Annotated in this window: 21 protein-coding genes and 1 riboswitch; of the genes, 1 reads left to right on the top strand and 20 read right to left on the bottom strand. The window is 37.9% G+C overall.

Annotated elements, in window-relative coordinates:
* Positions 1–39: 39 nt before the first annotated feature.
* The 5 genes from AC0VX7_RS02655 to AC0VX7_RS02635 form a co-directional block, all read right to left on the bottom strand.
* Positions 40–303 carry a hypothetical protein gene (locus AC0VX7_RS02655; RefSeq protein WP_475426544.1) on the bottom strand — a complete coding sequence of 88 codons (264 nt, stop codon included), beginning with the start codon at positions 301–303 and terminating at the stop codon, positions 40–42.
* A 480-nt stretch (positions 304–783) separates the two neighbouring features.
* Complete coding sequence (locus AC0VX7_RS02650; protein ID WP_475426543.1) at positions 784–1,761, bottom strand: c-type cytochrome; 978 nt, start codon at positions 1,759–1,761, stop codon at positions 784–786.
* A gap of 304 nt (positions 1,762–2,065) precedes the next feature.
* Positions 2,066–3,415 (bottom strand): TrkH family potassium uptake protein, encoded by a 1,350-nt coding sequence (locus AC0VX7_RS02645; protein WP_475426542.1) that lies wholly within the window; start codon positions 3,413–3,415, stop codon positions 2,066–2,068.
* A 91-nt stretch (positions 3,416–3,506) separates the two neighbouring features.
* A riboswitch (cyclic di-AMP (ydaO/yuaA leader) is annotated at positions 3,507–3,655 on the bottom strand.
* A gap of 181 nt (positions 3,656–3,836) precedes the next feature.
* Entirely contained in the window at positions 3,837–5,096 is a 1,260-nt protein-coding gene (locus tag AC0VX7_RS02640; protein ID WP_475426541.1) for a DUF4179 domain-containing protein, read from the bottom strand.
* Positions 5,068–5,619: an RNA polymerase sigma factor gene (locus AC0VX7_RS02635; protein ID WP_475426540.1), complete on the bottom strand. Its 552-nt coding sequence runs from the start codon at positions 5,617–5,619 to the stop codon at positions 5,068–5,070. The genes AC0VX7_RS02640 and AC0VX7_RS02635 overlap by 29 nt, the downstream gene beginning before the upstream one ends.
* Positions 5,620–5,859: 240 nt before the next feature.
* Between AC0VX7_RS02635 and AC0VX7_RS02630 the strand changes: the two genes are divergently transcribed.
* Complete coding sequence (locus AC0VX7_RS02630) at positions 5,860–6,867, top strand: DUF3231 family protein (protein ID WP_475426539.1); 1,008 nt, start codon at positions 5,860–5,862, stop codon at positions 6,865–6,867.
* A gap of 43 nt (positions 6,868–6,910) precedes the next feature.
* On the opposite strand, the gene AC0VX7_RS02625 is transcribed toward AC0VX7_RS02630, so the two are convergent.
* The 15 genes from AC0VX7_RS02625 to AC0VX7_RS02555 all read right to left on the bottom strand — a co-directional run bounded on the left by AC0VX7_RS02625 (position 6,911) and on the right by AC0VX7_RS02555 (position 18,152).
* Positions 6,911–7,138, bottom strand: coding sequence for a hypothetical protein (locus AC0VX7_RS02625; protein ID WP_475426538.1), 228 nt, complete (start codon positions 7,136–7,138; stop codon positions 6,911–6,913).
* 116 nt (positions 7,139–7,254) lie between these two features.
* Positions 7,255–7,860 (bottom strand): DedA family protein, encoded by a 606-nt coding sequence (locus AC0VX7_RS02620; RefSeq protein ID WP_475426537.1) that lies wholly within the window; start codon positions 7,858–7,860, stop codon positions 7,255–7,257.
* 342 nt (positions 7,861–8,202) lie between these two features.
* Complete coding sequence (locus AC0VX7_RS02615; RefSeq protein ID WP_286181122.1) at positions 8,203–8,337, bottom strand: hypothetical protein; 135 nt, start codon at positions 8,335–8,337, stop codon at positions 8,203–8,205.
* 106 nt (positions 8,338–8,443) lie between these two features.
* Entirely contained in the window at positions 8,444–8,896 is a 453-nt protein-coding gene (locus AC0VX7_RS02610; protein ID WP_475426536.1) for a hypothetical protein, read from the bottom strand.
* The gene (locus AC0VX7_RS02605) at positions 8,893–9,099 is read right to left on the bottom strand and encodes a helix-turn-helix transcriptional regulator (protein WP_475426535.1); all 207 of its coding nucleotides are present in this window, start codon (positions 9,097–9,099) and stop codon (positions 8,893–8,895) included. The genes AC0VX7_RS02610 and AC0VX7_RS02605 overlap by 4 nt, the downstream gene beginning before the upstream one ends.
* A gap of 124 nt (positions 9,100–9,223) precedes the next feature.
* Positions 9,224–9,571, bottom strand: coding sequence for a hypothetical protein (locus AC0VX7_RS02600; protein ID WP_475426534.1), 348 nt, complete (start codon positions 9,569–9,571; stop codon positions 9,224–9,226).
* 217 nt (positions 9,572–9,788) lie between these two features.
* Positions 9,789–9,971, bottom strand: coding sequence for a DUF6366 family protein (locus AC0VX7_RS02595; protein ID WP_475426533.1), 183 nt, complete (start codon positions 9,969–9,971; stop codon positions 9,789–9,791).
* Positions 9,972–10,517: 546 nt separating this feature from the next.
* The gene (locus AC0VX7_RS02590) at positions 10,518–11,621 is read right to left on the bottom strand and encodes an AI-2E family transporter (protein WP_475426532.1); all 1,104 of its coding nucleotides are present in this window, start codon (positions 11,619–11,621) and stop codon (positions 10,518–10,520) included.
* Positions 11,622–11,708: 87 nt separating this feature from the next.
* Positions 11,709–12,590, bottom strand: coding sequence for a GNAT family N-acetyltransferase (locus AC0VX7_RS02585; RefSeq protein ID WP_475426531.1), 882 nt, complete (start codon positions 12,588–12,590; stop codon positions 11,709–11,711).
* A gap of 521 nt (positions 12,591–13,111) precedes the next feature.
* Positions 13,112–14,017: a zf-HC2 domain-containing protein gene (locus tag AC0VX7_RS02580; RefSeq protein WP_475426530.1), complete on the bottom strand. Its 906-nt coding sequence runs from the start codon at positions 14,015–14,017 to the stop codon at positions 13,112–13,114.
* Entirely contained in the window at positions 14,014–14,502 is a 489-nt protein-coding gene (locus AC0VX7_RS02575) for an RNA polymerase sigma factor (protein WP_448975974.1), read from the bottom strand. The genes AC0VX7_RS02580 and AC0VX7_RS02575 overlap by 4 nt, the downstream gene beginning before the upstream one ends.
* 253 nt (positions 14,503–14,755) lie before the next feature.
* A complete protein-coding gene (locus AC0VX7_RS02570; protein WP_475426529.1) occupies positions 14,756–15,316 on the bottom strand; it encodes a class I SAM-dependent methyltransferase in 561 nt (186 codons plus the stop codon).
* A gap of 177 nt (positions 15,317–15,493) precedes the next feature.
* Complete coding sequence (locus AC0VX7_RS02565) at positions 15,494–15,964, bottom strand: NUDIX hydrolase (protein WP_475426528.1); 471 nt, start codon at positions 15,962–15,964, stop codon at positions 15,494–15,496.
* 156 nt (positions 15,965–16,120) lie between these two features.
* Positions 16,121–16,870 carry a GNAT family N-acetyltransferase gene (locus tag AC0VX7_RS02560; RefSeq protein ID WP_475426527.1) on the bottom strand — a complete coding sequence of 250 codons (750 nt, stop codon included), beginning with the start codon at positions 16,868–16,870 and terminating at the stop codon, positions 16,121–16,123.
* Positions 16,871–16,937: 67 nt separating this feature from the next.
* Positions 16,938–18,152, bottom strand: coding sequence for an MFS transporter (locus tag AC0VX7_RS02555; protein ID WP_475426526.1), 1,215 nt, complete (start codon positions 18,150–18,152; stop codon positions 16,938–16,940).
* Between the last annotated feature and the right edge of the window lie 179 nt (positions 18,153–18,331).

Below are 18,331 nucleotides of genomic sequence, written 5' to 3'. Positions count from 1 at the left end.
AAAAGGAGCTCAACTAAGTTGAACTCCTTTTGTTTACTATCAAACCTCGTGGTCAGGATAAATCAATTCATTGTCCACAAAGATCCTGCACTCTACCGTTATCGCACCGCCAAGGCTGACCTTAATATTCTGATTTTCACCATTATTATTTTTGATTACCCCTCTCAAACTGGCTCGGTCAAAAGCAAATCCAAGATTCTGATCCTGTAATTTACCGTCCACAAATAGCTTTTCCCCATTAAACCAGGTATTCTCCACAATTATATGATGGTCTCTGTATGTAGTTTCAAATACTTTTTTCATTCTCCATCCTCCTATCCCTTGTTATCTATACGGATAGGATAACTGGAAGTTTCATGAAAAATTGGTCGCACTTGGGTCTATTTGAACTGGAAAAAATCAGCGAAAATTTCCAAGTCGCCAATAAAAATTGATTTTCGCCAATAACCAGCTCATTATCGCCAATAAAATTAAATTATCGCCAATAAATCTTGAAAATCGCCAATAAAAATATTTTTTCGCCAATAAATAAACTAGGCGGGTTGATTTCGGTTAAAATCCAGAATCAAAATCGCTCATTTTAAGTAAAATTACGTTGCCTGACGCATTTTTTCCATAAAAATACGTTAAAAAATCGAAATTGGCTAGGATCGAGGACCAGACGTAATTAAAAATCAGGTGAGTTAGCGACTATGAACTAAAATTTTAATGATTCTAGAGAGTCCGTTCTTGCGACCCATCAATCACGGGACATGAGAACTCCTAATGTCCCACTCTTACTGCTCAATCAGGCTGTACAACATTATCAATCTCCGACCAATCGAATGTTCCTTCGCGGATTTTCTCCCGACGGTCTTTTGTAATGATATCAGTTGGGCGGCCGCCTTTTGGCCAGTCCGTTTCATGTCCTCCCCATACTGGGCGCTCATGTGACAAGATATAGGCAGCGAGATCTGCCGCTTCCTGATCCGTTAAAGTCCCACCGTTTGGCGGCATATTATTTTGAATATACCCGGCTATTTTCGACATACGGTTCATCCCTGCTCCATCGTTAAAGGAGTTGTCCCCCCATAACGCTGGACCAATATTCGCGCCTTTTCCTTCACCATTTTGCCCGTGGCAAGCTATACAGCTTTTTTCGGCATAGAGTTTCTCGCCATTTTCAACACTTGGCAGAGGAATTTCCTTCATCGTATTCAGCATTCTCCACGGAATTTCTGCTCCCACTTCAATGCCATTAGATATATAAGTCAGGTAAGCCATCATGGCCCGCATCTCTTTGCTGTCTTGAGGAATCATTTTACCGTTCATACTTCGCACCATACATCCATTAATACGATCCTCGAGTGTAAAAACCACACCCTCCCTTGGCCGGTATTGCGGAAATTGGGTTGTTACTCCCACCATCGAAGAGGAACGGGCCAATCCAGCATCTGCATGACAGCTTGAGCATGATAATTGGTTTCCCACATATTCATCCAGGACAGTATCTGTTTCATGGAACACCTTCTGTCCATATTCAATATATTCGGTCATAGGATTTTTCGGATCCAGCTCCTCCATTGAAGGAGGGTCATAGGCCAATTCATCACCAGTATTGTTCCCTTCATCCTTTTTACTGTCACTAGCCTGCTGATTCGTATTGCCGTCCGTATTCTTGCTTTGTGTTTCCTCAGGATCTTTTGCACTGTCATTATTGCAAGCTGCGAAAACAAAAACCAGAGCAATTATTAAGAAGCTTAACCATCTTACATTGCGCATTATTTCATCTCCTATAAGATTTTCCCTATCATTAGCTTCTTAATATTTTTCGAAATTATTCTTACTATTGGGTGTAATCGCAACAGAAACATGGGACAAAAAGAATTCACAAGAACAGCAAAAAAGCTCAGGTTATTGCTCTGAGCTTTAGGAAGGTTCATATATCAAATCACCTATTAATCCACTAAGTCATACACGATTTCTCGAATCAGAGAGACGTTCCTTATGCTTCTTTTTAAAAGACAATAAGAGACATGAAAAAAGGAAGCACGGGGCTAAACATCCCCTCTGCTTCCCAGATTTTCTATCCAACAATCAATCTTTCTTTCGGATAATGGCATTTTGGCTCTAGTTTTCCGCGATTGAATAAGAAGATAAAAGATAGAATTCCTATTCTTCCTATGAACATCAAGGATATAATGACAATCTTCCCTGCTGTGCTAAGTTCAGGAGTTATGCCCATAGATAAGCCTGTTGTCCCGAATGCTGAACTGACTTCGAACATGATTTCCATCATCGTGAAGCTTTCAGTCGCATTCAATATGACCACCGCCGCAAAACAGAGGATAATGGCCAAAAAGCTTACAACTACTGATTTTCTAATATCTTCCTCATGCAGCTCACGACCAAACACCTTGATGGCATTATGCCCTTTTGCAAAATTGATGATCAGCAATATAATGACCGCAAAAGTGGTCGTCCTTATGCCTCCGCCCACAGAACTTGGCGAAGCTCCAATAAACATCAAAAAGCAAAGAAGCAGTAAGGTAGGGTTAGAGAAATCACTCACATTCATCGTAGCAAGCCCGCCATTTCTAGTGGAGGACGACTGGAACCAGGCATAAAAAAACGATTCATGCCAGTTGTAGCTTTTAAAAAAATGATTATATTCAAACAGCAGGATGGCGAATGTACCGAAAAACATAAGCGCAAAGAATGTTAACGTAGTCAGCTTAGTATATAAGGAAAAATGAGATCGATGGTGTTTTTTTCGATTCAAAAAGAATTCCTTCACTTCCACTAATACCGGGAATCCTATGGCACCTAAGGTTAAGAGAATAATATTCACAGACTGAACGAAATAATCATGCGCAAAAGGAATAAGCGAACTCCCTGTAATATCAAAACCAGCGTTCGTCGTTGCACTTACCGCCGCAAATAAGCCTTGCAGATAAGCTTCTTGCCATGTCGGGAAATAGCCAAGAAAATACGTTCCTAATATGAGAGCCCCTACCGCCTCGATCAAAAGGATGATGGCCAAAATTTGCCTCATGAGCTTGACCAGGCCAGACATTTGAGATTGATTTTGGTCGGTCATGATTAATTGTCGATCTTTAAGGCCAATTTTCCTTCGCAGCAACATCCAGAAAAACGTACCGAGCGTCATGATGCCGATTCCGCCAAACTGGAGGATAAACATTAAAATGAAAACGCCTGGTGTACTAAAGGTATCCGGTGTTGATACAACCGTCAGCCCTGTTACACTCACCGCACTAACTGCCGTAAATAAAACGTCAATAAATGTCCAGCTCACCCCAGGCTTGAGCGCAATAGGGAGACTGAGGAGCGACGCCGAAATCAATACGGCAATGACATAAAAAAATACAATGATTTGCGCAGGCTTTAACCAGTTTCTTTTAAAAATTTTCGCCAAGGTAATTCCTTCTTTTCTACGTTTTATTTTAAAACGATGCAAGCACAAAAAGACCATCCCTAATAAGAATGGTCAATGTTAAGATCATCAACCCTTCTCTCTTCACGGCTTACGGAGTTAGCTGTCGGATTAGGGATTGAGAGTATCCCTTTTTAGCTTCATTCGCTAAAATTCACCCCAAGATAAAGTAGCTTTATCAAAATTGGTTCCCCCGCTCAAAAGATTCAGCAAAAAGGTCTTTATTAAATTTAATAAGTATAAATTACTCCTATAGCTTAATAGTGTCAATGATTTTTTTATGAAATGCAGGGACTTGCCTTTGCTTCTAATATGTCGTCTAAAAGAGTGTTGAAAATGAAAAAGCATTGTTGAATTAACAATGCCTTGGTTTTACTCCGATTTTATTTCCCAATTACTACGACTAATCAACCGGAATCTCAATCTTTTGATTGTATTTTTTTACATAATGTATGCCCTTGATCAACAAATATTCCGGCATAGAATTCGTATCAAAGACCATCGTCCGCTCGCTGGTAATTCTATCTACCTTTTTCTCCAACCTTTGATTTATTGTTGTTTTTATAGGAGTCACTTTGTCACCATTTTGAATAGAAACACCGTCAAGCAATAGATTCTCGTCTGTCTCAATCGTGATTTCGACTCCTCGCTCAGTAGTACTAACTTTTTTTACCCAAAGATCCTTTCCTTCGAGTTCATGGTGCGTATCATCATTAAGTGGAATCTGTTCCGCTAGTTTTTGATATCCTACAAACTCATTAAAAGCTAATTCAAGAGAATACAGCTCTTGGGGAAGGCCATCAAATCGCAAATCAAACTTACTACCGGATACACCAGAACCCAGGTTGTCAATGGACTTACCATTAGCTATTAACTTGACTCCTTCAAAGCCGAAATGAATTCGATCGAAATTATCCACGTCCATTTTTCCTTCTAATACTGTTGAAGTTGGAGTCGCTGTAATCGTCTTGAAAGTAACCTTCCCTTTGTCGACCTTTACTGTTTCGTTGATCGACTGTTTTATCTGAGTCTGCATGGCTTTGTTTGGATCATAAGGAAACGTGATGCTCCCCTGCCGATTTTCTGCACCTTGCCAAAAGTGCATAGTCAATTTTTTTGAAAATGGACTGACTGGATCAAAATAAGTCGTCCCCTTTATTTCTGTACCGGAATCATTTACTTTTGCCATGCCACCTCCTGCCCGGGCATTAGTAAAGAAGCCCGATATTTTATCAGGATTAAAGGCGTCCCCCCACAATTCACCCACACCCTGAGGATTGGAAAGCGTATAATACATAATCAATTGATTGGCGTCCGTCATGATCCCGTCAATGGTCAGCTTTGTTCCATCAGATAATGTCGTCTTTTTATCAATGATTTGCCCCATTCCTTTATCATTCAAATCCTTCATCGTCCCCGACATAATTTCCTCAAAACCGAAAATCTTTTTTCCATAGAATGCAACAGCGTTGTAATTATAACTAATCAGCAAAAAGCATAGAACGCTAACAGCAGCGACCATAATGAAAGGATTCCTGCGCTTGGGCTTCTTCGCAGGTGTTGTGTCAAGAGCGCTTCGCAATCTATTTTCGAAATCAGCTGGGGCGGTCATGGCGTCCAACCGCTGCTTCTCCTCAGTCAATCGTTCTTCTATCTCTTTCATCTGCTTCACCTCCATCATAATCTTTCATTTTCCTTAACCCCTGAAAAATCCTCGATTTCACAGTTCCTACTGGAACGTTGGTCAATTCCGCAATCGTTTGATAATCGAGGTCGAGAAAATACTTCATCTGAATCGCTTCTTTTTGATGTTCATTTAAAATCGATAACATCTCAGCAATCTCTAATTGCTGCACATTTGAGTCGGTATAAGCCTTTTGCTCCCCTTCTTTAGAAGACTCCCAGTTATCGAGCAGCACAACCTTCTTTTGTTTACGAAGCGTTGTTTTACAAAGGTTCACAAGAATGGTCTTGCCCCAGCTATAAAACGCCTCTTCCTTTTTTAGCTGGCCGATGTTTTCATACAGCCGGACAATCATCTCCTCCAGCACATCCATCGCATCATTCTCATTCCCCATATATGTAAAAGCAAGCCGGTACATGGCATCCTTCTCAGCCATAATCAACTCCAGCAACGCATCTTTACTGCCCTTTTTGGCCTTTTTCACCATCCGAACTACATTCATCCCCTCACCCCGCTCCTATGTAAGAGTCAAAACCACCCTGAAAAGTTCATTTTTTAACTAAATTTCTTATTTATAAGTATGAAGAGTTAGCATTCACTTCAGTTCACAACTCTCCTCGAAAAAATTAGGGATGTCAATAAACATTCGAAAACTAAGAGAACATGATATTGAGTACAATCCTGAACACATGAATATTCATATTTCTTTTGTATGCGGAAATAATACCGAGGAGGTGAAAATATGGATAAGGATAAAATACAACTTACTTCTTCTGAAATAGGAACCTTGTGGGGCGAATATGTAAACGGGACAATGATCGATACAGTGAATCGATATATGTACACCATTATTGAAGATGAATCGATAAAAGCCATATTTGCGGATGCTCTTTCGACGTTCGAACGGCAAAAGAATCAAATGGTTTCATTTTTAGAGAATGAGGGGTTTCCGGTCCCCGTAGGATTTAGTGAAGCGGATATAAATAAAGGTGCAAAAAGATTGTTCTCGGACACGTTTTGCCTGAATTACCTACATATCATGACACTGCATGGATTGATTGGACATATCACCGCTTTAGGTGTTTCTGTCAGAAAAGACTTACGGGATTTTTACGACTCATCTGATAACGATGGGAAAAGAATGTACCACCAGACCATCGAACTATTGCTTGAGAATGGCTGTTTCCAGAGAGATCCTTTATTTTATCCTGCCAAGAACCCTGAATTTATTGTTAGTAAAGATTTCACAGATGGGATTTTCGGAAAGGCCAGGAGTTTATCTGCCACAGAGATTATAAGTATTTCTTTCAATGTAAAAAAGAACATTATGGCTAAAACTTTGTCGATTGCTTTCAGTCAAGTTGCCCACTCAAAGGAAGTTCGGAAGTTTTTAACCGAATCTGAGAAAACAGCTGATCAACAAATACAAACTTTTGCCAAAATCATGCACGAGGATAATCTGCCAGTTCCACCTTCGTGGGAAGCAGAAGTCACAACATCAACGGATCCTCCTTTTTCAGACAAGCTGATGATGTATCATACCGGCTTCTTGTTCCAGGCTGCTCAAGTCTATCACGGTACAGGTTTGGCATCTGCCATGCGGACAGACCTCGTAGCTACTTATGAAACCATAATCCTGAAAAATTTAATGGTGACAAAGAAATGGTTTGATATCATGAAAAAAAACAACTGGTTAGAACAACCCCCACTGGCTCCCAATCGAAAAGAACTCGCAAACGATAAGCAATAATTGTAATGTCCCCCGAATATGGAGGGACATTTTTTATATACGGCTACTTTCGATTATGTTTAAAACGCAAATACAGAAAATAGGAAGCAATCAGGACCATGGCATAAAACCATACAGAACGATACCAGACATTCTTCAATTCTATCCAAAAACTCATTCCGCCCTGATCCGGAGGCAAAAGCGAATAAACGGACACTTCAATATAGAACAGGCCAAGGAAAAATAAGAATAAAGGAACAAATATAAGCCATATTAAACGCTTGTACTTCATAAAAAATCACCTTTTTCATTCCACCGTTATCCTAATGAATTTCAACAAAAAGAGAGATATTCCTCTAAAATGAGGGAAAAGGAAACTGCTTAGGTTCCCTTTGCTTCTTCTTCCTATCATTTCCTCTTCCTTATAACCAACACAAATAACAGGCTGACTGAGATCAGTAGTAGAATTATATAAATAAACTTAGAGTAAATATCTATATACTTAACAATCTCCTCCCAGGAAGCTCCGACAGTGGCCCCTAAATAGACGAGAATCGAATTCCAGATCAGCGTACCAATTGTTGTAAACAGCAGGAATGTCCTAAATCTCATCTCTGATATGCCGGCAGGAATGGAAATCAGACTGCGAAGTAAAGGAATAACACGGCAAAAGAAAACAGTCCAGGCTCCATAACGATCAAACCAGGAATCCGCTTTGTAAATATCATTTTTGGTTACCCCAAGAAGATATCCCCATTTATCAACAATCCTCTCCAACTTATCCACACCCAACTGTCTCCCTAGTCCATATAGCAATACAGCCCCCAACAGTGATCCTAGAGTGGACGAAAGGATCACGCCCGCAATGCTAAGATCCGTTGAAGCAGTCATAAATCCAGCAAAAGTTAAAATAACTTCGGATGGGATTGGGGGAAAGATGTTCTCAAGCGCAATCAAAAACATTACACCAGCGTAGCCGAATTCCTCCATTATTCCAATTAACCATTTTTCCATGTCATTCTCCTTAAGTTTTAATGGTCATTCAAAAAAGAAAAAACCTTTACCGTATTGCAGGCAAAGGTTTTTCAGACAAAAAAGACCCTTACCGCTAATATGGGTAAAGGTCTTGCTAACAACAGTGGTTGCCAACAAAGCCGAGAGTCAAGAACTCCGTAATGACGACCTTGCTGTAAAAGCTACTCCCCTTTAGGAGTATTCAATTAATAAGTAAATATTAAAGGCGTCTGGAAAGCTTGTCAACAAATACTTGGAAGCATAGAAACGGAGTTCTTCCATTAAATAGAAGCAAAGGGACGTTATCTCTGTCTGGTTTTTGAAGATTACCTTGTGCAGTTCTTACTTCAGTTTAGCGAGCTTATTGGTGATTTCCGCAATTTCCTTCTCCACCTCGTAGAGATTCTTCTGCATCCGGTCCCTCCTAGCGGTTAATACACTAAGCTGTTCTTTAAGTTCATCTTTTGTTCCGCTCATCCAATTTAGTCCTCCATTGTTTAGTAAAAACCCTCTTTTATTATGTTCAGTTATGGAGTTCTGAGTATTGAAAAGTCCTTGTACTTTTATGGAAAAAAGTTCGTCCTCAAGACCGCACTACAAAAAATAAATACGAAACCAAAACACCTACCCATTGGATCGTCGCAAATAAAAAGATGGTTTCCGTACTGTAGTTTGGGTCACTCAAAAGCATGATCATCAGAAATGGAATCATACTGATTGATAAAACCCCGGCCACAAACAGGCTTTTCGCTAATATACTCACTTGATATTCATCGTATTGCTTCGTTCTTTTCACAAGAATAAAAACGATAATTACACCAGTTAATCCGATGATCAAGTAACCAATGAATTTCATATTGCCTGTTCTTAAAAAGTCCGACCACCCGTTCCAAAAATCCGAGTTCAGTGTCTTGCCATGTGAAAGGATACTTATAAATTCCATATGACCAGCTGTGAAAATAAAAATGAATGAATAGATTGCGGACATAAAACTTATGAAAAGAATATTAACAGCCGGATGTTTCAGTAAACTCACTTTCGCTCACTCTCCTCAAATTCAAATAATTCCTCAATCGTCATATTGAAATATTTCGCTAAATCATAGGCCAGCCAGATGGAAGGATCGAATTTGTTTTTTTCAATCGCATTGATCGCCTGGCGTGATACATTTACCTTCTGGCCCAGCTGCGCTTGCGTTAGGCCGTATTGCTCCCTTAATTGTTTTACTTTGTTTTTCAAGATAAATACCTCTTCCTGTGTAAGGTTAACCTTACATATAAATTACAATTATTCCCTATTAGTGTCAAGTAAACCTTACATATTATTTTAAAAAAATGCTATTCCTTAGTCGAATAGCATCACTTTACCTTTTATTTATTCTGTTTACCTTTTCCTCTTCGATCGTTATTTTTCCAACAAAGCCTGCTACTTCAAGTTCTAGGTAATAGGAAGGATCATCAAGATTCCGGTAAGCCTCATGAACCTTCATTTGAAAAATTCCTGGTGAATAACCACCGCGCATCGATTGCAGTAAGATTTTTTCATCACCTTCTTCAATATGAAAGGCACTACAGCGTTCATCAAGGCATTGTATTTCATACGTCTCTTCCATCCAACTTACAAAGTCATCTTCATTCGGCTTTTGAGTTATAGTGATTACAGCGACAATCAAAACACCTACCAATAACAGCAGCCACTTCTTTTTCCTCATCACATTCCCCACCTTACTTGGAATCCAAAATAAAGCTTAATATAATTTATCTTCCCTTTTAGGGAACGTCCTCCAGAATCCTATCAAGCATAAGGCCCCAATTGATTTGACAACGCTTGTTCCTACAATAGAATTCTCAACCGTAACCCCAATAAAGAGTCCACCGACCAGCAACAGAATAAAACTAAATAAAGCCCTCATCCTATCCCCCCTTTTACTACTGTGAGCATGCTCTAATTACCAGAATTACCCCCACTACAATCAGAATTGATATCACATTTACCAAACAACCACCGCTTGGTGACCCTGTCATCGCCTGTGCCCATCCATTGTTCAAGGCTGCCCCCGGATGTTTCCTTTGTTCTTTTAATTTCAGCCGCTCTCTTTTTTCCTCGGACATGTTAACCTCCCTTGACCCTTTTTACAAAATTACAGCTGGCCCTATCATGTTCCCGTAAACCAGGATGGTCCAGTGTTATCGGTGGATTATTCTCTTTTATGTGACGATAATTCTGGAAACGCCTTCGTTATCCGCACATTATCCTCTTTTATGTGACGATAATTCTGGAAACACCTTCGTTATCCGCACATTATTCTCTTTTATGTGACGATAATTCAAGAAACGCCTTCGTTATCCGCACATTATCCTCTTTTATGTGACGATAATTCAAGAAACGCCTTCGTTATCCGCACATTATCCTCTTTTATGTGACGATAATTCAAGAAACGCCTTCGTTATCCGCACATTATCCTCTTTTATGTGACGATAATTCTGGGAACGCCTTCGTTATCCGCACATTATTCTCTTTTATGTGACCATAACGAGATTTGCTGCATCATAAATGGCACGTTAAATAATCTTCGTATTAAAAAAGCGATAGCAGCTTCAATACAGACAGCTCTATCGCCCAAAGTCTAATCCAGGATTCTCTTGTTAGTTTATGACTCATGTTACCTCTGTGGTAATCGTTGCTCGTTTCCTTGCTCTTAAAAATCGGACTAGGTTCAATACGATTGTTTTTGTGACGGCGTAGGTTGGGACAGCTAACACCATTCCCAGAACGCCAGCCAGATTTCCGGCAGCCAATAAAATAATGATGATCGTTGCCGGATGGGTATCCAGGGTTTTACCAAGGATAAGTGGAGACAGTAAATTCCCTTCAATTTGCTGTGCTATCAGGATAACCACTACTACCAGCAAAGCCTTTGTAGGGGAATCAAAGAGACCAACCAGCACTGCAGGCGCTCCGCCAATAATCGGCCCGACATACGGGATAATGTTTGTGAAGGCGACGATTAACGCCAGAATCAAGGCATAGCGCAAATCAATGATGAGATACCCGATAAAAGCCAAAATCCCAACAGCCGAGGCGACCGTTACCTGTCCCTGGATATATGCAGCCAGTGTTTCACCAGTTTCTTTCAGGATTTTAAGCCCCTCATCACGGTAATCTTTCGGAATAAACTTGGAAACTGCAAGCGGAAACCTGTGACCGTCCTTGAACATGTAAAACAATAAAAATGGAACGGTAACAAGGATGATTGCAATATTGGTGACGATACCCAAAAAGCCTTTTAGCCCATTCGTCAATTTAGTCGGTATCGTATTTGAATACTCAATTACACGCTCCTGCACCGTATCAATCATTTCACGCTGCTCATCCCTAAAGCTTTTAAACTCTGAGGACTGAACAACATCGTAAAAATACTCCGTCGTCTTGTCAGCAAAAATAGGAAGATCATTCGCAAGCTCTGTCGCCTGCTTGGATACCGCGGGAACTAAATTCCCGATCGCCAGAACAAGAAGGGCCCCAAACACAACATAAATGATCAATATTGCGAGTACCCGAGGAAGTTTCTTGCGTTCCAGAAAATCCACCACCGGATTCAGCAAGAAATAGAGGAATCCAGTAATCAGAATCGGAAAGAACACCGTTGATATGAAGACCCCTATCGGCTCAAACATAAATGAAATCTTTGTAGAAACATAAATGATCGTCGATATAAGCAAAATTTGAATCAGCCAAAATTGCAGTTTAGATTTAGTCAAAGTATGTACCTCTTGCTTAGGTTATTTTGGTAAAATTATACCAAAACTTCGGGTTAAAATATATTGTTTTTCTAATTCCGTGTTTAGTTATAAGCTTTTTGTAAAAAAACATAAATCATGTATATGTTGAAATCCAACTTTCCTATACAGATTTATAGCATTCTGATTACTTGAATTAACACAAAGCGTAATTGATTCGATACTCTCAATCGTAAAGAGCCATTTTAGGGCAACAGTTAATAACTTACTTCCTATTCCCTTTCCTCTTTCACTTTCATCAACAGCGAAAAATTCAATACTTGCTTCCCCATAGGCTGGTTGCGCTTCTACATAAATATAACCGCTTAGATGACCGTTTTTTACAATTATAAAAACCTTCCTATCCTGATTCAGTCGGTCAATAATTTGTTGACCATTGTAATATGTATCAGGAAAAGATTGATCATGCAGCTGTTTCATTTCTGTAAAATACTCTTCCTTTAATTCTAAAGCAGGGACCTCTTCTAATTCAGCCATTCCATTTCGATTGAAATTCAATATGGTTTGGTCATTATGTCTGGTAAATGTAAAGTCGTTAGCAAGTTGAATGACTTGTTTATTTTGTTTATTTTGTTTATTTGCAAAAATACTAATTGAATTTATTTCTTCAGGCATTAATTCAATCATTTTATTCCACAGTGGATTAACAATATCCCACCTATCTTCTTTTACAAATGGACCCCAAATTTCCGCACTATTGCTTTCCAAATCTGCATCAAACCCTAGTACACCAATTAGTCCACCTTCCTCATAGACAGTCCAGAAGCTGTTACCACAGGTGATATCTGAAATATCCTTCCTTAATGAATGTGCAATTTCCTTAGGATCCTTGCCACAATAACCAATATGTGATTCTTCAACACTATTAATTTCTGAAATGAAATTAGCAACCATATCAACTTCATCAGTTTTCATAAACTCAATTTTCACGATATCATAAACTCCCGTATTAATAGACTTTTCTGACAAGTATATCATAGCAAAAAGTCCCAGCTATTTATATCCTCCCGTACATGTTTTCCCTCTACTCCACAACAAACACTTTTCCTACATAACAAAAAAATCGCTCTGGAGCTATACAAAACCGTTCCGTTTAGGATGCATATCTTATAAAAGACAATGAAAATGGCGTGTAAACTTACAACAGTTTTGACACGCCATTTTTCTAATTTTATGTATTTTCGTATCCAGAAAATAATTCATTCTACTTAAACGAAGCACCCGTTTGTTGAAAATGGACTCATTAATCAGAAATAATGAGTCCATCTTCTGCAACTTGCCCCTGGACAGTAGAATTTGGGTTTTCAACCAATTCAAAGGATACTTTTTGTCCATGTTTTAGAAATTTGAATCCATCAGGAAACCTTTCCGAATCAAGTAAAATAGAACTGAAATTAAGAAAAAAATCGCTGATTGGTGAGTCTATTATAAACCAGTGAAAGCAACAACTATTATAAAGTGCTTTTCGGCTTCTTGATTGATATTTTTATTAATATGTTCCTTCCAGCTAACAACGCAAAATATAAAGGAATTGTGACAAGTAATATTACATAAAGGTCTCGTCCAGCAAGGTAAGTGGCAGAGTGAAGACCTTTTATAAGTAAGTGAGCAAACAGGTACGAGATAGGCAATAGAATCATTTTTTCTAGTCCATTTCTTATTTTTTCGTTCTTACGGAATATGACCAATCCAATTCCACAAATAAGTAAAAATCCTATAGCAAACAACACATAGTAGCTTAAAACAAGCCGAGGTAACGTCATGACAGAACCATCCGTTATTGGATCTCCATAAATTAAAGTATTTTCAATTCCATCGGTATTGTAATAGTAGATCGAAGCGACCGTTTCCCCATTCGGGTTTATGACCGTATTTTCCAGGTTGTTTTTGTTTATTTTCTGTTGCCAAATCGTTTCCCATGTAGTTATATCATAGACATAACCTGAATTGTCTGCTGCTGGATATTGATTTACATTATATCCAGAGACTTCTTCACTAAAATTCAAAAGTACAGTTCCGTCATCCTTTTCAATAATTGAAACCGCATTTTCATTATAAGAGATGTATGCTGGGGTTGTCAGATAAGCGATTGTAACCACTGCAAAAACCAATGTTACCATGACTGAAAGAATAATCGTTTGCAGCTTCTTCTTTCGCAATGTATTTTGTATGTTTCTTAAGGGAGCTATATCGGTATCTACTGGCGGTTCTTCAAAAGTCCTCATTTCTTCAAGTCGTTTTTTACAGTTCTCACAAGAAGCTATATGTTCTTCAACTAGATCTCTAGTATCTTGACTTGCCATATCCTCCACATATAACGGCAGTATATCCCTAATCATATTACAGCTAATTTTCATCGATAATCCTCCGATCGCGCTTTAATTTTTTCTCTAGCACGGTGATAAGTAACACAAGCCCAGTTTTCACTTTTTCCAAACAATTTGCCAATTTGCTTAAATGACAGTTCTCCAAATGCACGGAGAGTAAAGACCTTTTTGTATGGCTCTTTCAAATTCTGGATAACTTCATGTACCTTCATAGACGCTTCTGAAATGGCTATTTCTTGTTCTACATTGTCTCCACTAGCTGATTCTGGAACCGACTCAAGATCCACCAAGCTTTTATTCTTACGCAAATAAGAGTAATAACTGTTTTTGGCAATTTGGCATAACCAAACACGGATATCACTATTCCCTCTGAAACTGTCTAGCGATGTTAATGCCTTCATAAAAGTTTCCGAAGTGATATCTTCAGCGATATGCTTATCGCCAGACAAACTATACACATATAAAAATACATCTTTAAAGTATTTATTATAAATATCCTCAAGCTGTGTCACCATCTCACCTCCTTACATATAAGACGCGATAAACTCAAATATCTTACAATAATATAAGAAAAACCGTACAAAATACTAACGGGTTTACTTGTGAGGTGCAAAACGTTAAATCACAGTGCTAATCGCACGGCAAATAGCAGTATATTTCACGGGCAAAAAGGCTCAGAGTTATTTTCTACTCTAAGCCTTTTTGTGTTATGTTATTTAACTAAAGCACCCGATAGTTTAAGTAAAATTATCCACAAACTTGGAGTTTTTATAGTTTCAAAGCATCAATAATCAGAGAAGGAAACACAAGTTTTTCGCCTTGATTTCTTGGATCATACTTCTTTGAGCGAAAAATTACACCATCACTACCATCCCAATAATTCTGATGAAAGTTGCCATCCTCATCACAGTATTCAAGTAATTTAACTTCAAATCCAGCACTTTCAAACATTTTTGTCAAAGTTTTATAATTGTGAACTATTTTATGACTAGCTGCTGCGTGATCTTTTGGTCCAGGTCCACCAACCTGTACAATATTTTGGTAATATTCATCTGGAAAATAGCCATCAGGTACTGCACAACGAATGTAGCCAGAAGCTTTTAGGTATTTGATACACATTTTCGCTGCCTCAATACCTTCTTCGTATGTAAGATGTTCCCATACGTGTTCAGCCAATATAACCTTTATTGAACTTTCACTGAACCTGTTTTGCCACATATTTTCGTCTAATAAGTTTAATTCTTCTTCCTGAGTGTGTATCCAACCAGGATTATTAACATATTCTCCCGATCCTATAACTACCTTAATATCACCTTGAACTTTGTTCATTTAGTAACACCTTCTCTTTGCTTCAATTAATTATCATACTAAAATTCTATATGTATGTTTTATTATCCTTGTGCCACTATCCTTCCCCACTAACGACATAAGAAAATGGCTTCCTTTGTTTTTATTTAAGGATAGCGAGAGTAGTTAAAAATTATGGATAATTTTTTGAAGTTGTTTTTATTTAAATATACCTTTTCTTTTGGAAAGCCAATCTTCTAAGGCATCGTCGTGTTGTTTTGTGAATAATTTTGGTATTTGGTCTATTGGGAAGTATTTTAAATCTAAAGTCTCAATACCATCTGCGGTAAGTTCCCCATCAATTTGTTTACATTGAAAAAAGTGAGTGATAGTCTGAGCTTTATCTCCGTTCGGAAACTCACCAGAATATTTAGAGTAGACACCAATAAGATGTTCAACCTCAACATTTAATCCTGTCTCCTCAAGTATTTCTCGTTTAGCTGTTTCTTCAAGAGATTCTCCGAGTTCCATAGCACCACCTGGAAAACCCCACTCATTTCTATCTCCACGTTTTTGTAAAAGAATTTCATTTCGTTCGTTATAAATAATTCCTCCAGCAAAATTAAGAAATATTAAATCGTGCCCCACTTTTCCCCGAATATAACGAATGTAATCCTTATTTGTAGTCATAAATTTCCTCCCATTTATATATTAAATAGAATAAAATGGTATATCGATTATATTTTTCATTCTTCAACTAACCTGCACCTATAGCTTAATAAGGAATTCAACAAAAAAATACATAAATCCTTCCTGATCAACTCTCCCTTTACTCTTCACAAATTTTTAGTTTTCCCTTTTGAAAACCTTATTTCGTTCTATAACTGTACATCCGTTATTCCGGAATGTTTTAAGCATTGGAAGGTTGTTGTGACTAGTGCAGCCAATATAATGGGTGGCCATAAAGTCATTTTTTAATATTTCTAATGCTTGTTGATGAAGAAGTTTGCTGATTCCCTTCCCTCTTTCGCTTGGAATGATTCCAAAATAAAAAATCCTTCCTTCTTCTGAAGTCCCAGGTTCTATATGCGGCATAATGACTCCGATTGGATTTCCATTATCATAAGCAATAATACAAGATTTCTTATAGTGGGGGCCTAATTCCAACTCTACACTTCGCATTTGTTCGTCAACATTTAGCGAAGAGGGCGCATTTAATGATCCTTGCATAGATTCCTCCCAAACCCTTTTAAACTCTACTAACGAAAGTTCGTGTAAATCCTTTAGTAAGAACCCGTTTTCAACCTTAGGTGAATCATCTAACACCTTGTGAACAGTAACATTTTCATCATGTAACTTAAACCCATTTTCTATTAAAAGAAAGTCTACTTCTTTGTTAAATTTACTATTAACCAGTATATTTACATTTTTACAGTTCTTTATAAATGACTGTCCCATCAGATATTTTATAAGTTCAATTAGCTCTTGATTCGCCAGGCTTTTTGTATCTTCTATAGTTACAAAGTTTTCTCCTTTTACAATTTTTATTCTTGTCAATAAATTAGAATTGCTTTGTGATTTCTTTACCTCCATCATTTCAGCCCCTTGAAGCACAAATTATAAAGGCATGGGACCACAGATGAATCGCAGTCCCACTCTATCATTAATTATTTAATTTGATTATATTCCTAACAAACAAGTGCTTACTTTTATAAACAATTAAACTGACCACTGCAAGCAGTATTCCTGAGATCATAAACACGATTCTTATTCCCAGTAAATCTGCTAGCAATCCCATTACAAGAGAGCCAACGCCAAAGATTCCAGTACCGATAGCTCCTAATGAAGTATAAACCGTTGATAACTGTTCTTTTGAAACGCTGGTTTGTATCACTGTTTGTTGAGGTATGCCTTTAATTTGACCAAAAAGCCCTACAAAGAGCGACAATAGGAGTGCGGCGATTGGTATGCTGTTTATGCTAAATAGTAATGTGACTAAGGAGCTTAGGATTGAACCAATAAATATAAAGGTCCCCAATTTCTTTTCAATGATTGAAGAATATTTAATACAATAAACACTTCCTAAAATCAATCCTATAAAGAAGGCACCATTGATAAATCCCCACCACTGTCCACCAACCTCTAAAGCATCGTTAACAAACACAAGGAGTATGGCTGCTATCCAAACCGTTCCTGCGATTGTCTCAAAGAAGTCTAGCCAAGCAATCTTTCTTAATACTGGAGTGTTAGATAAAGTTACCCATCCCTCCGTAATCTGTTCAAATTTCCCTTTAGCCTCAATTCTATTATCAGCTACACTTTCTAAAAGACTGAGCAAGATGCTTGCTCCTATAAACAAACCTCCTGCTAACCATACCAGTTGCTGTGAGCTCATAATAATTAAGAATAAACTCCCTATGAACCACATCACTGCTTGTATGATCTGTGTAACAGTTTCTGCAAGTCCATTGGCTTTAATTAATTGACTAGGATTAACATAGTATGGAATTAATGTCTGCCTTATTGGATTTGCGCATCCATCTAGTAAAGCAATCAATCCTATGATTAAGAAAATCAAATAATAATTTGATGCTGTAACTCCACCTAACATTACTCCCAGAATAAAAAGCAGAATAGTCTTTCCGATTTGCGATCCAGCCATTAACCATTTAAGATTTACTTTCCCCACCAAAAGTGGTGTTAACAGACTAGATATAAACATGGAAGAAGTAATTGTAAATGGTACAAATGAGGAAGCTGTTGCCGAGCCCGTTAATACAAAAATCGTACTAATGATACTGACCATATATAATACATCGCCAATATTAGCGAGCGATTGACCCAATAGTAATAAAGAAAAGTTTTTATTCAAGTTCATTTTATGTCCCCCAATTTCTGAAATGAATATTTTCTTAAATAGGGGAAGTTTAAATTGGATTATTCATCAAATATTTACTCCTTTCAAATATCTGATAAATCTGGGGGACTAGATTTATCACAAGATTTGTTTGTATCATCATTAAATGTTTATATTAACTTCAGGCATAATTAAGACTC

Source organism: Mesobacillus sp. QJM3NY_10, from assembly GCF_056173465.1.
The sequence above is the reverse complement of the archived record's forward strand: the minus strand, read 5'-3'. Positions and strand labels throughout refer to the sequence as shown.

Excerpts from the sequence above, each read along its gene's own strand:
- AC0VX7_RS02655 (WP_475426544.1), bottom strand. The coding sequence starts at position 303 with ATGAAAAAAGTATTTGAAACTACATACAGAGACCATCATATAATTGTG.
- AC0VX7_RS02650 (WP_475426543.1), bottom strand. The coding sequence starts at position 1,761 with ATGCGCAATGTAAGATGGTTAAGCTTCTTAATAATTGCTCTGGTTTTT.
- AC0VX7_RS02640 (WP_475426541.1), bottom strand. The coding sequence starts at position 5,096 with ATGAAAGAGATAGAAGAACGATTGACTGAGGAGAAGCAGCGGTTGGAC.
- AC0VX7_RS02635 (WP_475426540.1), bottom strand. The coding sequence starts at position 5,619 with ATGAATGTAGTTCGGATGGTGAAAAAGGCCAAAAAGGGCAGTAAAGAT.
- AC0VX7_RS02630 (WP_475426539.1), top strand. The coding sequence starts at position 5,860 with ATGGATAAGGATAAAATACAACTTACTTCTTCTGAAATAGGAACCTTG.
- AC0VX7_RS02625 (WP_475426538.1), bottom strand. The coding sequence starts at position 7,138 with ATGAAGTACAAGCGTTTAATATGGCTTATATTTGTTCCTTTATTCTTA.
- AC0VX7_RS02620 (WP_475426537.1), bottom strand. The coding sequence starts at position 7,860 with ATGGAAAAATGGTTAATTGGAATAATGGAGGAATTCGGCTACGCTGGT.
- AC0VX7_RS02615 (WP_286181122.1), bottom strand. The coding sequence starts at position 8,337 with ATGAGCGGAACAAAAGATGAACTTAAAGAACAGCTTAGTGTATTAACC.
- AC0VX7_RS02600 (WP_475426534.1), bottom strand. The coding sequence starts at position 9,571 with ATGAGGAAAAAGAAGTGGCTGCTGTTATTGGTAGGTGTTTTGATTGTC.
- AC0VX7_RS02595 (WP_475426533.1), bottom strand. The coding sequence starts at position 9,971 with ATGTCCGAGGAAAAAAGAGAGCGGCTGAAATTAAAAGAACAAAGGAAA.
- AC0VX7_RS02580 (WP_475426530.1), bottom strand. The coding sequence starts at position 14,017 with ATGAAAATTAGCTGTAATATGATTAGGGATATACTGCCGTTATATGTG.
- AC0VX7_RS02575 (WP_448975974.1), bottom strand. The coding sequence starts at position 14,502 with ATGGTGACACAGCTTGAGGATATTTATAATAAATACTTTAAAGATGTA.
- AC0VX7_RS02570 (WP_475426529.1), bottom strand. The coding sequence starts at position 15,316 with ATGAACAAAGTTCAAGGTGATATTAAGGTAGTTATAGGATCGGGAGAA.
- AC0VX7_RS02565 (WP_475426528.1), bottom strand. The coding sequence starts at position 15,964 with ATGACTACAAATAAGGATTACATTCGTTATATTCGGGGAAAAGTGGGG.
- AC0VX7_RS02560 (WP_475426527.1), bottom strand. The coding sequence starts at position 16,870 with ATGATGGAGGTAAAGAAATCACAAAGCAATTCTAATTTATTGACAAGA.
- AC0VX7_RS02555 (WP_475426526.1), bottom strand. The coding sequence starts at position 18,152 with ATGAACTTGAATAAAAACTTTTCTTTATTACTATTGGGTCAATCGCTC.